Source organism: Nitratiruptor sp. YY08-10 (genome assembly GCF_016629565.1).
In the GTDB taxonomy this organism is placed as follows: domain Bacteria; phylum Campylobacterota; class Campylobacteria; order Campylobacterales; family Nitratiruptoraceae; genus Nitratiruptor.
The window spans coordinates 664734-679271 of the sequence record NZ_AP023057.1 but is presented as its reverse complement, the minus strand read 5'-3'; the positions used below and the strand labels follow the sequence as shown (position 1 = coordinate 679271).

13 protein-coding genes are annotated in these 14538 nt (G+C 38.2%); 5 read left to right on the top strand and 8 right to left on the bottom strand.

Features of this window, described 5'->3' with window-relative positions; genetic code table 11:
* Positions 1-151: 151 nt before the first annotated feature.
* The 5 genes from JG735_RS03720 to JG735_RS03700 form a co-directional block, all read right to left on the bottom strand.
* Positions 152-3325 (bottom strand): EAL domain-containing protein, encoded by a 3174-nt coding sequence (locus JG735_RS03720; RefSeq protein WP_201335486.1) that lies wholly within the window; start codon positions 3323-3325, stop codon positions 152-154.
* Between the two features lie 64 nt (positions 3326-3389).
* Positions 3390-4421 carry a bifunctional 3,4-dihydroxy-2-butanone 4-phosphate synthase/GTP cyclohydrolase II gene (locus JG735_RS03715; protein WP_201335485.1) on the bottom strand — a complete coding sequence of 344 codons (1032 nt, stop codon included), beginning with the start codon at positions 4419-4421 and terminating at the stop codon, positions 3390-3392.
* Positions 4422-4444: 23 nt separating this feature from the next.
* Positions 4445-4996 carry an archaemetzincin family Zn-dependent metalloprotease gene (locus tag JG735_RS03710; protein ID WP_201335484.1) on the bottom strand — a complete coding sequence of 184 codons (552 nt, stop codon included), beginning with the start codon at positions 4994-4996 and terminating at the stop codon, positions 4445-4447.
* Positions 4996-5208 carry a YgiT-type zinc finger protein gene (locus JG735_RS03705; RefSeq protein ID WP_201335483.1) on the bottom strand — a complete coding sequence of 71 codons (213 nt, stop codon included), beginning with the start codon at positions 5206-5208 and terminating at the stop codon, positions 4996-4998. Before JG735_RS03705 ends, JG735_RS03710 begins: the two co-directional genes overlap by 1 nt.
* Complete coding sequence (locus tag JG735_RS03700; protein ID WP_236584223.1) at positions 5196-5858, bottom strand: lipid-binding SYLF domain-containing protein; 663 nt, start codon at positions 5856-5858, stop codon at positions 5196-5198. The genes JG735_RS03705 and JG735_RS03700 overlap by 13 nt, the downstream gene beginning before the upstream one ends.
* On the opposite strand from JG735_RS03700, the gene JG735_RS03695 reads away from it, so the two are divergent.
* The gene (locus tag JG735_RS03695; RefSeq protein WP_201335482.1) at positions 5809-6819 is read left to right on the top strand and encodes a DUF234 domain-containing protein; all 1011 of its coding nucleotides are present in this window, start codon (positions 5809-5811) and stop codon (positions 6817-6819) included. The genes JG735_RS03700 and JG735_RS03695 overlap by 50 nt on opposite strands.
* On the opposite strand, the gene dnaE is transcribed toward JG735_RS03695, so the two are convergent.
* A complete protein-coding gene (dnaE, locus tag JG735_RS03690; protein ID WP_201335481.1) occupies positions 6816-10340 on the bottom strand; it encodes a DNA polymerase III subunit alpha in 3525 nt (1174 codons plus the stop codon). The genes JG735_RS03695 and dnaE overlap by 4 nt on opposite strands.
* A gap of 59 nt (positions 10341-10399) precedes the next feature.
* Between dnaE and JG735_RS03685 the strand changes: the two genes are divergently transcribed.
* Complete coding sequence (locus JG735_RS03685) at positions 10400-10927, top strand: shikimate kinase (RefSeq protein WP_201335480.1); 528 nt, start codon at positions 10400-10402, stop codon at positions 10925-10927.
* Here the strand turns inward: JG735_RS03685 and JG735_RS03680 are convergent.
* Complete coding sequence (locus tag JG735_RS03680; RefSeq protein WP_201335479.1) at positions 10922-11818, bottom strand: RsmB/NOP family class I SAM-dependent RNA methyltransferase; 897 nt, start codon at positions 11816-11818, stop codon at positions 10922-10924. The two genes, JG735_RS03685 and JG735_RS03680, sit on opposite strands and share 6 nt — an antisense overlap.
* A gap of 43 nt (positions 11819-11861) precedes the next feature.
* Here JG735_RS03680 and JG735_RS03675 point away from each other — a divergent pair, with 43 nt between their 5' ends.
* From JG735_RS03675 to JG735_RS03665, 3 genes are read left to right on the top strand one after another with little or no spacing between them, the layout of a single operon-like run.
* Entirely contained in the window at positions 11862-12665 is an 804-nt protein-coding gene (locus tag JG735_RS03675) for an HAD-IIB family hydrolase (protein WP_201335478.1), read from the top strand.
* Positions 12625-13452 carry a glycosyltransferase family A protein gene (locus JG735_RS03670; protein ID WP_236584221.1) on the top strand — a complete coding sequence of 276 codons (828 nt, stop codon included), beginning with the start codon at positions 12625-12627 and terminating at the stop codon, positions 13450-13452. Before JG735_RS03675 ends, JG735_RS03670 begins: the two co-directional genes overlap by 41 nt.
* Entirely contained in the window at positions 13449-13964 is a 516-nt protein-coding gene (locus tag JG735_RS03665; RefSeq protein ID WP_201335477.1) for an isoprenylcysteine carboxylmethyltransferase family protein, read from the top strand. The genes JG735_RS03670 and JG735_RS03665 overlap by 4 nt, the downstream gene beginning before the upstream one ends.
* Here JG735_RS03665 and JG735_RS03660 read toward each other — a convergent pair.
* Positions 13961-14518, bottom strand: a complete 558-nt coding sequence (locus JG735_RS03660) for a DJ-1 family glyoxalase III (protein ID WP_201335476.1) — start codon at positions 14516-14518, stop codon at positions 13961-13963. The two genes, JG735_RS03665 and JG735_RS03660, sit on opposite strands and share 4 nt — an antisense overlap.
* Between the last annotated feature and the right edge of the window lie 20 nt (positions 14519-14538).

Here is a 14538-nt window from a genome sequence, read left to right as displayed (position 1 = left end):
ACCTTTTGATTTTATTTCGTGCCTAAAATTGTGCCCATTTTTTCACTTAATTAGCAAATTTTATAAAAATCTATTTTCTATACTTTCCCTAATTTACGGGATTTTTCTATATTTTATAGAATAAGAAAGTCTTCGTAATAGACTCTTATTTTCATTTCTTTTTCCATTTTAATAATTTTTCTATCTCTTCTTCTGGTAAAGGTTTGAAAAAATAATACCCTTGTATATAATCAACTCCAAACTCTTTGAGCATTACATACTGCTCTTTTGTTTCCACCCCTTCAGCAACCGTTTTCATATTGAGAGCTTGTGCTAAAGTGATAATAGCTTTAACAATCGCTTGGGATTTTTCATTTTCCATCATTGCTCGTACAAAAGAGATATCAATTTTTAAAATGTCTGCATGCATATCTTTCAGATACGACAAGGATGAGTATCCAGTACCAAAATCATCGATGGATATCCGTATATTTTTACACTCTTTGAGTCTTTCTATCATTTTTTTGGAACGTTGTGGATCATTCATATAGAGTCTCTCTGTAATCTCTATCGTCAAGGGAGCCGGTAGGTTTTTTGCATAAGACAAAACCTCTTCAGTTAAACTCTGATTTTTAAAAGATTTTGCCGAAATATTTATACTAATTGGTTTTTTCCAATCCCTTATTTTTTGCGATACTTCATTGAGAGCCCATTTTCTAAATCTGCCCAAAAAATGTGAATTTTCCAATAGATCGATAAACTCATTTGGATAGTGCAGCGTTCCATCTTCATCCTTGATCCTTGCAAGGGCTTCAAAACCGACTATCTCTTGAGTTTTCACATCAATATAAGGCTGGTAGTGAAATACGAAGAGATCATTCTGCACCGCCTTGTTCAATAGCTGCTCTGCAACAAAGAAAAACTCGATATTTTTTTCTATTGATTTATTGTAAATTTTTATAATATTATCGCCCTCTTTTTTTGCAGACTGTAGTGCCACACTTGCGTTTTCCAAAAGTTTTTGAAATGTTGTTCCGTCATCGGGATAGATAGAAATACCTCCATGGATGGTAAGGGTTAAGTTCATACCATTTATAGTGAAAACAGAACTTCGATCAAGAATGTTTTTTACCCGTTCAATAAGCAAAAAGAGATCTTCCTTCTCTTTTATATTTTTAAAGCATATACTAAATTCATCTCCTCCTACTCTTGCTATAATATCACTCTTTTTCAAATACTGCTTGAGTCTACTGGCTATTTCAATGAGGATTTTGTCTCCTACCACAACACCATACGTTTTATTAATAAAAGAAAAATTAGCAATATCGATCAGTAAGAACGCACAAATAGTTTGAGGTTGATTTTGAAGATATTTTTCAACCTGAACAGCAAAGCCGTTATAATTGTATAATCCTGTCAAAGCATCATAAAATCTGAGTTGCTCGTTCTCCTTTAAAAGCTCTTTTTCTTTGGTAATATCTCTGCCAAGAGCGACGAATTTCTTTTCACCATTTGGAAGTGTTACCGGTATGATTTTGAGATCTAGATAAAAAAGCGTCCCATTTTTACTTCTATTCACAAAAATTGCACTGAACTCATTTCCAGAAACAATCGTTTGCCATACAGTATCACTGAAGCTTTTCGAATGAAATTGCTTATATAAAAAACTTATATGTTTGTTTAGCAGATCCTCTTTTTGATAGCCTGAAATCTTACACGCATACTCATTGACATATTCGATATAACCGTCGTAGTTAGCAATCACTAAAAATTCGGAACCTTTCTCAACTGCTTTTTCTAAAATGATCGATTTTTTGATTGTTTCAATTTTTTGGACTGCAAAACTTAAATCGTGTTGGAGTTCTTCCAAAAGAGTTTGATTGAGATCGTCAAAGAAATGTGGGATCGGTGAGTAGATATTTAAGACAGCGTGTACTTTCCCATTTTTCAAAATCGGCACTGCGGCAGAAGACAAGAAACCTCTCTTTAACATCTCAGTACGCCATGGTTTTATCACCGGATTTTCTTTTGTGTCAGGATTGATGACAATTGCACGTTCTTTATACGCTCTGCCCGTGGGACCTTTTGCTTGAGGGAGATCACCTCCAACAAACACTTTTATATGATCAAGATAGTCTTGTTCTTCCCCACATTTATATATTGCTTGAAAAGTTTGACCCTTTGGATCCGGAACACCGATCCATACGAATTTAATGTCCAGTTCACTCACAAGTGTTTCACATACTATTTTGGCAAGCTCTTCTTCCGTTAAAACGGTGGTTATGGCTCTGTTGACATTTCGAAGAGCCTTATAGAGTTTTTGATACAGCACCTCTTTTGTAATATCGACCAAAAAAACGAGTCCTGCATAGGAGTTTTTATAAAGAATGGTGTTTGCAAACGCAAGAGTATAGATTCTTTGTTCATCTTTTGTTTTTATTATAAGCTTTTCATATCCTTTTGAGAAAAACTCCCCGTTTATTCTTCTTTGAATAGCTTCTTTGACCATTGCTTTTTGCTCATCACACACCATCTCTTCAGGACTCATATATTCCAACTCTTGTAACGTATAACCAAATTTTTCCTGGAGCGCCTCGTTGGCATATTCGATTTTATTTTTATAAATGAGTACTCCTACAAAAGGGTTGTTGTAAAGAGCCTTAGAGACATCAAAAAACTCCTTCGTTTTTAAAAAAGAGATAATCGGCAGTTTCTCTGTAATTCCATCTAAAAACTCTTCCTCGTCTATAAGCTCAAATTCTTTGTACGTTTGTAATATCTTTTGAATATTTTTATAAAGATTTGGCTTTACCATTAAGGTATGATGAAAATTTGATGGTACACGAGCAACAATGGGAGGTTTATCTGAATCCTTTATAGCATCGTAACTATCTTCATACATAATTCCATATTCAACTTTTTTTGCTTTCACACGTTCATAAATCTCTTTTTGGGTTGGAACCAGTACAACATCCGTTGTAACAAAATCAAACTCCTCTTCTATAAGCATAGGCAGCATATGTGTTTCTATATAAGTCGTCGTTAATGTGGTATGATGGATTGTATTGTTTTTATATCCGATGACAACAAATGTGTCTTTTTTATCCTTCAAGCGTGCAGCCGGTTTATAGCCATTTTTATATAAAAAATACGAAGCCACGGGATTCGCATAATAAAGATCATAATTTGCTTCAGGGAGTTTTATTTTCTCTTCGATGTAATTTGCAAACGTAACCAACTTTATGGTTTTATGCAGCTTTTGAGAAAGTGAGTTTGCTAAATGTTTCCACTTCTTTAGCTCTCTCTCATCCTCAGAATCATGAGGACATAGAGCAAATGTGAGCATTTTCATCCTTTTTGTGAATACAATCATTATAACTTAATATGGATTAAATTATGTAGATGAAAATTTAAAAATTTTTAGCGATTTCTATCTCTTCGACTATATCGAGCCCAAATCCGCTGAGTCCTACAAACTCTTTTCCTTTATGCGATGTAAGAAGTCTGATCTCTTTGACACCAAGCTCTTTTAGAATCTGCGCCCCTATACCATACTCTTTCGTCTGGTCCCCCACTTTTTCATTTTCCAAAAAGACAAGAACACCGCTGTTTTTTTTCAAATAATCAATTGAGCGGATTAATGTTTGATACTTTTTTTGATCAAGTAAAAGCTCTTTATCTTTCGATACATTATGAAAGCGTACATTTGCCTGACCATTGGCTGAATAGAAAACGATAGCTGTATGGATATTCCCCAAATGATCTTGAAAATCAATCCGGTTGACCTTTACACCAAAAAACTCTATCTCCTCTTCATTGATCTTTTTTATGAGCCGCTCGTTTTGCAGTCTATACTCTACGATATCTGAGATATACAAAATTTTTAGATTATGCTCTTTGGCAAACTTCTCTAAACTGTCTCGTCTGGCCATCGTTCCGTCTGGATTCATAATCTCGCATATAACAGCTGCTGGTTGAAGACCGGCGAGTTTACAAAGATCGACAGAGCCTTCAGTATGTCCTGTACGAACAAGCACACCCCCCTCTTTTGCAATGAGCGGGAAAATGTGGCCAGGCTTGACAAAGTCACTCGGCGTAGAGGTAGGGTTTGCTAACAGCTTGATAGTAAGATCCCTCTCAAATGCAGAAATTCCCGTTGTAGCCTCTTTTGCATCCACACTGACGGTAAAAGCAGTTTCATGAGCCGAATCATTCTTTTGTACCATGGGAGTAAGCTCTAACCTATTCGCTATATCTTTGGTCACTGTTACACATATAAGACCTCGTGCCTCACTTGCTAAAAAATTGACTTTTTCTGGAGTACTAAAAGTAGCAGCATAAACGAGATCCCCCTCGTTCTCTCTATCTTCATCGTCAATCAAAACAACCATATTGCCTTTTTTAATCTCTTCAAGAGCCTCTTCTACTCTCTTTACTGGCATCGCCTCTCCAATTTTTTTCGATATTATATCTTATCTGTGCATATCGCTTTTTTTGCTTTTTCTTCACAATTAGGGCAAAATCGGTATCCTTTTGTATCTGCCTCGGCTAATGTATTGGAAAAATGCATTACGCAGTGAGGATTCTCACAATGTGATAGCCCCAAGACATGACCTATCTCATGAATCGCCTCTATTGCAACCCTTCTATAGTAAAGTGCTGCATCCTCATGTAGACCGTAAAAACTGTTATGGAGTCTCTTCGTTCCGATGATAGCTACGCCATAAAGTGGTGTAGCGATACCAAAAACAAAATTGAGATTTGGCTCATACAGATCTTCACCCGTAATACCTAGTACGATATCAGAAGGGTTTGTTTTAAAAAAAAGAAGTTGTTCCAAAAAAGCAGAGGCCAAATACTGTCGACGCAATAAATGATACGCTTTTTGCGGCAAAGAAACTTTGGAGACAAACTCTGATTCGATACCTAAAACTTCTTGTATGGCATCTTGCAAAAAGGCTATTGTTGTTGGCTCATACCAAGAAAATCCGACAAACAAGACTCTTTTATAACACATCAGCGCAAAAACTCGTTTCCGCACTCTTTGCAGTACCAGTTCGGCACATCGATACTCCTGGCTATTCCACCAAGTTTCACTTCACCTTGTCTCTCTTTTTCAAGCATTTTCTCATCACAGTGCACCCCATATATAATTGGTATGATATGTCTGTTCGTTCTGCAATATCTGCATCGCGGACGAAAAGGTTTTCTTCTATTTACTCTTGCCATGCAGCATACTCCCCCAGCTTCTCTTTGAGTACCTGTACATATGTATTGGTTACGTGACATTTTCCTTGAATAATCTGATAGATTTTATAAGGATCACAGTGATAAAAATGCGCATTCGCTTCATAATCCACCTCTAGTCTGGATCCGGCAAGCGCCAATCCGGCAAAAGCCCCCATACTTCTTGAATATGAGAGAATCTGCGCACGAAATCCGAGATCGGTCGCTTTTTGTCCAGCCCTGCCTACTGGCCCTAAAGCAATAGAAAGATCCCCTCCTAGTGTCAAAGAGTTGCTTAAAAGGCGAAGAGCATTTTGCCTGTTTTTAAATATCAAAATCACATCAATACTTTCTAAACCTATCTGCCACCCAAGACTCCCCCCATACAATTTTATAAATACAGGATCACTCCATCCATTCCTATTTTTAATAAGCAACACTCCTTTACCAAAACGGGCCCCCACAACAAATCCACCACGAATCAGATTTGGTACGATGGCAATAGCTGCGGCTCTTCTCAGAAGCCTTGGCGGGATTCTTTCTTCTGGAAGCGCCATAAATCGATCTAAAGCATTGACGGCCGCAATGAGCGTACTATTTTCATTGGCAAAAATATACAGACTGCAAAGAAAAAGTAATGCTAATTTCCTCATTGATGTCCTTTTTAGTATAATTGATTATAGCAAAAAGGAAGGAGGAAAAATTAAAAAACGTTTTATAAAACTCTATAAAAATTTCAAACGTTGTGAAATTGAAAAAGCAATAATCTCTTTTTCACTTTTTGATGGATTGGAACAGTATTTTACACTTGATTTTGATAATAGTATTGAAGATAACATTTTAGTGGTTTTACAAAATTTTGAGCAATTCATCGAACCATTTTCCCAACAAAACAATTTCTTCCTCTCCGCTTTGGCAACCGGCGATAGAAAAATCGAAACAGCCATCAAAAAAAGCTTTGCTAAAGAGCATGAGGGATACGAGAGTCTTCAATACTATATTGATCAAAATATCATTGAAAAAGAGTATAGCAGAGAGGTCCTTCCGCAAAAAAAACCAAAACAGAAACTCAAAAAAGAGCTTCGACGATATAGGATTCAGCATAAGGCAAAATTTTCCAGGCCTTTCTACAGATTTTGGTTTCGCTACATCTATCCATCATTAGAACAGCTTTACAACAAAGAGTTTGAACAAGTACAAAATTTCATACTTACAGACCTCGATAACTTCGTCAGTTTTACCTTTGAAGAGCTCTCCAATGAACTATTGAAAGAACGGTTTCCTGAACACATCCGTAGCGGAAGCTATTGGGACAGAAAAGTGGAAATCGATCTGATGATGGAACTAAAAAATGGCGATATCATCATTGGTGAATGCAAATGGAAAAACAGCAAAATCTGTAAAAAAACCCTCACTTCCCTACAAAAAAAGAGCCAAATCGCCGGATTTTCTCCAACATATTACGCTCTTTTTTCAAAAAGCAGTTTTTCCAATGAACTGCTCAAATCACAAGAAAAAACAATACTTCTTTTTGATCTGGAAGATTTTAAGGAGTGGAGCGAAGAGGAAGCTTATAAAAAAAGGGAGAAAAAGCCATACTCTTTCGAATTTTAAGCCACCTGAACTCCCAAACTTTGCACCTCTTTTGCAAAATCGCTATTGACATAGACTTGGGATTCAATCTCCACTTCTTGCAGTTTTGAGACAATCACAAGTTTTAAAGGTTTTTTGCCAGGATAGCGCATCGCCAAATGGTAGAGCTCTTCTAGGCGCGCAATTTCATGCGTCAGATCAAGCCGCACGACAAGAGGCTCCTCATACTTTTCCTCTATCTTTGTGGTAATATGTTCATTTTTCGCTTCTTCTAAGCTCATAATCTTGTCGCAACGAATTCTGGTAAAATTATCGTTTTTTGTCACATAAACCTTGAAAGCTACCGGTTTTTCAAGATCGAGCTGCTCAAGCTCTTCCAGTTTATCACTAAAAAGCATCATTTCGATATTGCCATGCAAATCCATAATATTGACAATGCCAAATTTGTTGCCTTTATTACTGATTTTTGTCTTGATCTCTTCCACTTTCCCAACAAACAGTGCTTCGGATGAATCGGCGATATTTTCTAGATCGCTTGAAAGCGTATAGTGAATCTGTTCGAGTTCACTTCTAAATGGATCAAGCGGATGACCGGAAACATAAAATCCCAACGTCTCTTTTTCAAACTCCAAAATCTGTTTCATCTCATATTCGCCCAGATCTTCCAGCTCCACTTTGATATCGATCAACTCCTGAGCATCTCCAAAAAGCGAATTTTCAGCCATCTTCTTTGCTCGTGCTATCTCATGGCTGGCAGTAACTATCTTTTCGATTCCAAGAAGCATCGTTCTTCTACTGTATCCAAAAGAATCCATCGCACCAGATTTGATCAATGCTTCCAACACTTTTTTATTCACTTTATTTGGATCGATTCGTTGCAAAAAGTCGTTGAGATCCTTAAACGGTCCTTCACTTCTTGCTTCCAAAATACTTAAAACGGCACTTTTTCCAACTCCTTTGATCGCTCCAAGCCCAAAAAGGATAACATCCTCGCCTTCAATCGTTGTCGCGTTAAATTCCAAAGATGAGAGATTGACATCCGGTGGTAAGAGTTTGATTCCCAATCGTTTAACCTCATCCACATATTTAACGATTTTATCGGTATTATCCTGTTCACTCGTTAGAAGTGCCGCCATGAACTCTTGCGGATAGTAGGCTTTGAGATAAGCAGTTTGGAATGTAATCATCGCATAGGCTGCAGAGTGGGATTTGTTAAATCCATATCCGGCAAACTTTTCAATCAGTTCAAAGAGCGTCTCACTCTTTTTGGGATCAAATCCCCTCTCACTTGCACGCTTGACAAATTCGCGTTTATACTCTTCCATCAAATCCCGTTTCTTTTTCCCCATGGCGCGCCGGATGATATCGGCTTCGCCAAGACTGAATCCACCAATAATCTGAACGATCTGCATAACCTGCTCTTGGTAGACGATCATCCCATAGGTAGGTTCCAGAGCCTCTTTGAGTTCATCAAAACTTACCTCTTCAAAAGGATAGTAGACCTGTTTTCTTCCATGCTTTCTTTCGATGAAATCATCAAGCATCCCTGATTCCATAGGCCCTGGCCGATAGAGAGCGAGTACTGCGATAATATCTTCGAAGGTGGTTGGTTTGAGTCTTGCATTGAGCCGCTGCATACCATCAGATTCTATCTGAAACAGGCCCAATGTATGCCCGCTTTGGATGAGATCGTACACTTTTTTATCATTGAGATTGATTCTGTTCCAATCGATCTTCGTGTTGTACCGTTTTTCCACAAGTTTTACAGCATTGTCGATTACGGTTAATGTTTTGAGTCCCAAAAAGTCAAACTTGATCAAATCCACATCTTCCAAAAAGTTGAGCGAATATTGTGTCACTATCGTCTCTTCCCCGCTCGGTTTATACAGCGGAGTTTTGTGCCAAAGCTCCTCGTTGCTGATAACAACACCGGCCGCATGCATCCCGGCATTTCTTTTGAGCCCTTCCAAAGCCAATGCGAATCGCCACACTCGCTCAAACTTTGGATCACTTTCGATCAGCTCTTTGATTTTTGGCTCTTGATCATAGGCTTCTTTGAGTGTGATACCAAGTTTGTCTGGAATCAGTTTTGCCATGCGATCGCCATCGTTGTAGCTTAATCCCAAAACCCTTGCAACATCACGGATCACCCCCTTTGCAAGAAGCGTACCAAAAGTGATAACTTGAGCCACATTGTATCGCCCATACTTTTGAACCACATAATCGATGATTTCGCCTCTTCGCTCCTGGCAAAAGTCCATATCGATATCGGGCATACTTACCCGTTCAGGATTCAAAAACCGCTCAAAAAGAAGATTGTATTTGAGTGGATCGATATCGGTAATCCCCATAGCGTATGCTACAAGGCTTCCCGCTGCACTCCCTCGTCCGGGCCCCACCGGAATACCTCTTTTTTTCGCTTCTCGTACAAAGTCCCAAACAATGATCATATATCCCGGAAACTTCATCTTTTTGATGATATCGATCTCATGCTGAAGTCTATCCCAGTACTTTTGATGAAGCTCTTTGGGAATATACTCAAGTCTTTTTTGCAGACCCTCTTTACAGATATACTCAAACAGCACCTCATCGTTTTCGAAACTGTATCGCTCCTCAGTTGGCACCTCTAAACCATACTCTTTTGCATATTCAACAGTAAATTTAAAATTTGGCGGAGTCGGGTTTCCAAGATTCAACTCAAGATTACACTTATCCACAATCTCCTGCGTATTTTCAAGAGCTTCCGGAATATCGGCATAGAGCCTTGCAATCTCTTCAGGAGACTTCAAATAAAACTCATGCACACTGTGTCTAAGTCTGTTTGGATCGTCATAGAGTTTGTTCATAGCGATGCACATAAACGCTTCATGCGGTTCTGCATCCTTTTTTTCCAAGTAGTGGGTATCGTTTGTCGCTACTATTTTGATCCCGGTTTCAAGGCTCAGCTCGATAATCTGCTCATCAATAGCCAACTGATCGTGAATACCATGACGCATAAGTTCTAGATAAAAATCATCTCCAAAAACCTCTTTGTACCATAAAGCCACTTTTTTGGCCTCTTCATACCCTTTTGCACCAAATTTCGTATTTCGCTCATTTGTATTGAGATGCCAGTTCACTTCACCCTGCAAACATGCGCTGGTACAGATAAGCCCTTCGCTGTGCTCAGCCAAAAGTTTTTTGTTGATTCTTGGATAGTAGTAAAATCCCTTGATATAGCTCATGGAGCTTAAAAACATCAAATTTTTATAACCAATCTCGTTTTTGGCAAAAAGACACAAATGAAACCGCTGTCTTGTGGATTTGTCACCAAGATCATCGGAGTTGTGCAAATAGGCTTCCATTCCGATAATTGGTTTGAGGCCTTCAGCCTTCATCGTTTTGTAAAAATCGATGGCTCCAAACATATTGCCGTGATCTGTCATGGCAACGGCACTCATACCGAGTTCTTTTGCCTTTTTCGCAAGGGCTTTTATTTTATTGGCACCATCTAAAAGGGAATACTCTGTATGTAGATGCAGATGGGTGAAGTTTGGCTTCATGGATACTCCACTTTATGAGTTTTGATAAAATTATATAGAAATGTTACTAAAGAGGGGCTATGAAGAATATTTTACTTATCGGTTTCATGGGTGTCGGAAAAGGTACGCTTGCAAGAGCAATGGCTGGAAAAACAGATATTTACGCTATCGATACAGATGATCTGATCGAAAGCCTGACCAACACAAAAATCAAAAAGATATTCAAAAAAAAGGGTGAAAAATATTTTCGAAAACTTGAACAAAAGACAGCCGACTGGCTTGCAAGCAGTGTAAAAAACTCCATCATATCAACAGGTGGTGGATTTTATAAAGTCAAAAACATCAAAGATATCGGTATCGTCGTATACCTTCAAGCAGACTTTGATTGGATCTATGAACGCATCACAAAGAGCAAAAATGCCAAAAAAAAGATCAAAAAAAGACCTCTGTTTAAATCGTATGAAGATGCGAAAAAACTCTATAAACAAAGAGTAAAAGAGTATGAAAAAGTCGCTGATATCATCGTCAATGTTCAAAACAGATCAACCGAAGAACTCATTGAAGAGATCTTGACTAAGGTCAAAGACCTACCTGATATCGCGTTATAAATTTTTCGCAATTTTAGCCATAAAAAAACCGCTATAGGCCCCTTTGGGCAATATCCGTACAGCTTTTTCAATATCTGGATGAAATCTCTTGCCTTCCCACTCCATAAGACCTCTCATCCAGTTTGAAAATGGAACTTCAACTTCTACAACGTGAGCCTCAGGATATTTTTTGATCAAAAAATCGACTACTGCCTCATTCTCTTCCGGTGCAAAGGTACATGTAGAATAGATCATTTCTCCGCCAGGCTTCAAGCTTTCATAAGCACTTATAATCAGCTCCTTTTGCAATTTTGCAAATTTTCGAACTCTTCGTAAACTCCACCATGTCACCTCCCCATCAATATGGGCTTCGCTGCTGCAGGGTGCGTCCAAAAAGACCTTGTCAAACCATCCGGGACAGCTTTTATAGATAAATCGGCCATCTTTGTTGTAGGTCTGTATATTTTTTGCCAGATGCTCTTTGAAATTTCTCTTCATACGAAAAAAACGCCCTTTATCAGGTTCAACAGCACTCACTTTTTTCGCTCGTTCACTAAAAATGAGGCTTTTGCCACCAGGTGCTGCCGCCAAATCCAACACCCAGTCCTCAGATTCGATATCAAGGGAGTATGCTGAAAAAATAGAAGAGAGATTTTGAATATAGATCATATTCTGCGTATAGGCACTACTTTTGACAATGGCTTTTCTTTGATCCATCGGTAACTCAAAAACATCGTCAGCCCAATCAACTCTTTTTGGATGGAAACCATCTTTTTTCAGGAGTTCTATAGCTTCTTGTGTTGATGCTCTATGATGATTGATACGAAAACTAAAAGACTCTTTTGAGCGCAACATATCAAGAATGGAAGGTTCTATTTTTAAAATGCGCTCTTCAAAAATTTTTTGGTTCACACAACACCTTTTTTGCTACAATTGTAACAAAAAAAGGGATTTGGTGGAGTTCTTTGTTACGGATCTCGATAAAACATTTTTGCGAAGCGATCTGACACTTTCAAAGTTTAGCAAAGAAGTTTGGAACAATTTTAAAAAACCACTTACTATTGCTACAGCAAGGAGCTATACTGGCGCTACAAAACTACTCAAGGACTTAAAACTTCAATACCCCATGATTTTACTGGATGGAGCGATGATCTGTGCCCCTGATGGCACACCGATAAAAATAAACGCTCTTGAAAAAGAGATTGTGGATGATTTTATAGATCTCATAAAAAAAGAGTTTGACGAGCGGCCTTTGATTGTTGGACTCGATGAAAAGATGCAAGAACGATTTCTTTATCCCAAAAAACTCAATATCCATCAAAAAGAGCTTTTGCAAAACTACAAAAATGACAACCGTGTACTCAATATTGAAAAACTAAGGGCATTGCCGAAAAATCTCAAAGTGGTCTATCTTGGTGATGAAAAACTTCTTCAATCGATTGAGTCTTATGTTAAATCTTTATACAATGTAGAATCGAAGTTATCGAAAGACCCTTATCAAGACTGCCACTTTTTAACCTTTTTACACCCCTTAGGCGATAAGGCTCATGCTTTAAAAGAATTGGAAGCGATTCAAGGAGTGGATGCAAAAGAGGTAAGCGTTTTTGGTGACAGTCACAACGATATCGGCATGTTTCAGTGGGCCGGAAAATCGATAGCAGTCAAAAATGCTTTACCGCAAGTCAAAAAAGTTGCCGATGAAATATTGCCATGGAGCAATGACGAAGATGCAGTTGCAAAATATCTCTCCTCTCTTTAGCGTCATCATCCCTGTTTACAACAGAGCAAATGTTATCAAAAGAGCCATTGAGTCGGTCCTTCATCAAACATATAAGGATTTTGAGCTTATCGTTGTCGATGATGGATCGACAGATGAGACTCCAAAAATTTTAGAGCAGTACCCCATACAAGTCATCAGGCAAGAAAATAGAGGAGTCAGCGCGGCACGAAACAGCGGTATCAAAGCGGCAAAAGGAAAGATTATTGCTTTTCTTGACAGCGATGATGAGTGGAAAAAGAACCATTTAGAGACACATGCAGAGTTTTTTGAAAAAAATCCAGACTATACAATCCATCAAACCGATGAGATATGGATACGCAATGGAAAATTTTTAAACAAAAAAAAGATTCATCAAAAAAAGAGTGGCTATATCTTTTACGACTCTTTACACCTTTGTCTCATCTCCCCTTCAGCTGTTGCTATTAAAAAGGAACTTTTTGACGAAGTTGGCCTTTTTCGAGAAGATTTTGAGGTATGTGAGGATTATGAGCTGTGGCTGCGTATCACAAAAAAATATCCCGTTGGCTTTAGCCCCATACAAACAGTCATAAAATATGGAGGACATGAAGATCAGCTCTCCCAAAAATACTTTGGAATGGATCGGTGGAGAATCAAAGCAATGCTACCCTTTTGCAAGGATCCAAAGGTGCGAAAAATAGCACTACAAAAATGTACCATTTTGATCAATGGTGCAAAAAAACATCGCAATAAGCAAATCTTGCAAGAGTTTGAACCAATTTTCGAACAATTAAAAGCAATGAAATGAAACTCTCTTCTCAAACTATCGTTAGAATTTTTCTGTGGCTTCTCTTTTTATTTGGCGGAATCATTGTTTCAATCTACTTTGATACACTCTATTTCAGAGATCTACTTTTCTCTCCTCTTTTTCATCTAATAACTTTGCTTTTTGGTCTAGCACTTTTGAAAATATCATCTTGTGCAGCATCCAAAGGAGGAAAAGAGCTCAAGCAAAAAGGCAGACAAGGCAATATTCCAAGACTTGAGACAAATAGACTCGTCACAGATGGCATCTATGGATGCACAAGACATCCTATGCTTTTTGGACTTATACTATTACCGCTTGCCATTGCACTTATATTGGGTTTGCCAACTTTTATATTTTTCATTGCTCCAACCGAGGCAATTCTTATTTTTTTACTGATGATAATATTCGATGAGATGGATGCTAAAAGAAAATTTGGGCAAAAATATGAAGGGTATAGGCAAAAGGTGCCTATACTGCCCAAAAAATGCTGGAGAGAGCTCTTTTTTTGTTAGCAGTAGTCTGCCAAAAGTCCGGCTTTAAGCTGTTTATATGTCTCTTCACCATTGAGAAGTCGTACAAGCTCCAACCCAAAGCAGATCGCAGTCCCCGGACCTCTTGATGTAACAACATTGCCATCAATGACAACTTTTTGATCGGCTACATATCCCTCTTCACCTGTTTTTTCTTCAAATCCAGGGTAGTTGGTATGTTTTTTGCCTTCTAGCACTCCAGCTTCTTTTAAAGCCCACGGTGCTGCACAAATCGCACCTACATACTTTCCTTTTTCATTCATTTTTCGAATCATCTCTTGGACAAGTTCACTTTTTGCCAAGTGCTCTGCTCCAGGAAGCCCTCCAGGCAACACCATCAAATCATACTCATCGATTTCGACATCTTTCAAAAGAGTATGGACAAGAACTTTTAATCCTGTATTGGCTCCTTCTACCTCATTATCAAACAGTCCAGCAACAGTTACATTATTGCCGGCACGACTCAAAACATCGATGATAGCCATCGCTTCAATCTCCTCAAAACCATCAGCAAGTGGTACTAGGACATTTGCCATATTGCCTCCTTTTTTTAATA

Coding starts and splice junctions, on each gene's coding strand:
- JG735_RS03705 (WP_201335483.1), bottom strand. CDS start 5,208: ATGGCAAGAGTAAATAGAAGAAAACCTTTTCGTCCGCGATGCAGATAT.
- JG735_RS03720 (WP_201335486.1), bottom strand. CDS start 3,325: ATGCTCACATTTGCTCTATGTCCTCATGATTCTGAGGATGAGAGAGAG.
- JG735_RS03715 (WP_201335485.1), bottom strand. CDS start 4,421: ATGCCAGTAAAGAGAGTAGAAGAGGCTCTTGAAGAGATTAAAAAAGGC.
- JG735_RS03685 (WP_201335480.1), top strand. CDS start 10,400: ATGAAGAATATTTTACTTATCGGTTTCATGGGTGTCGGAAAAGGTACG.
- JG735_RS03670 (WP_236584221.1), top strand. CDS start 12,625: ATGACGAAGATGCAGTTGCAAAATATCTCTCCTCTCTTTAGCGTCATC.
- dnaE (WP_201335481.1), bottom strand. CDS start 10,340: ATGAAGCCAAACTTCACCCATCTGCATCTACATACAGAGTATTCCCTT.
- JG735_RS03660 (WP_201335476.1), bottom strand. CDS start 14,518: ATGGCAAATGTCCTAGTACCACTTGCTGATGGTTTTGAGGAGATTGAA.
- JG735_RS03710 (WP_201335484.1), bottom strand. CDS start 4,996: ATGTGTTATAAAAGAGTCTTGTTTGTCGGATTTTCTTGGTATGAGCCA.
- JG735_RS03665 (WP_201335477.1), top strand. CDS start 13,449: ATGAAACTCTCTTCTCAAACTATCGTTAGAATTTTTCTGTGGCTTCTC.
- JG735_RS03700 (WP_236584223.1), bottom strand. CDS start 5,858: ATGAGGAAATTAGCATTACTTTTTCTTTGCAGTCTGTATATTTTTGCC.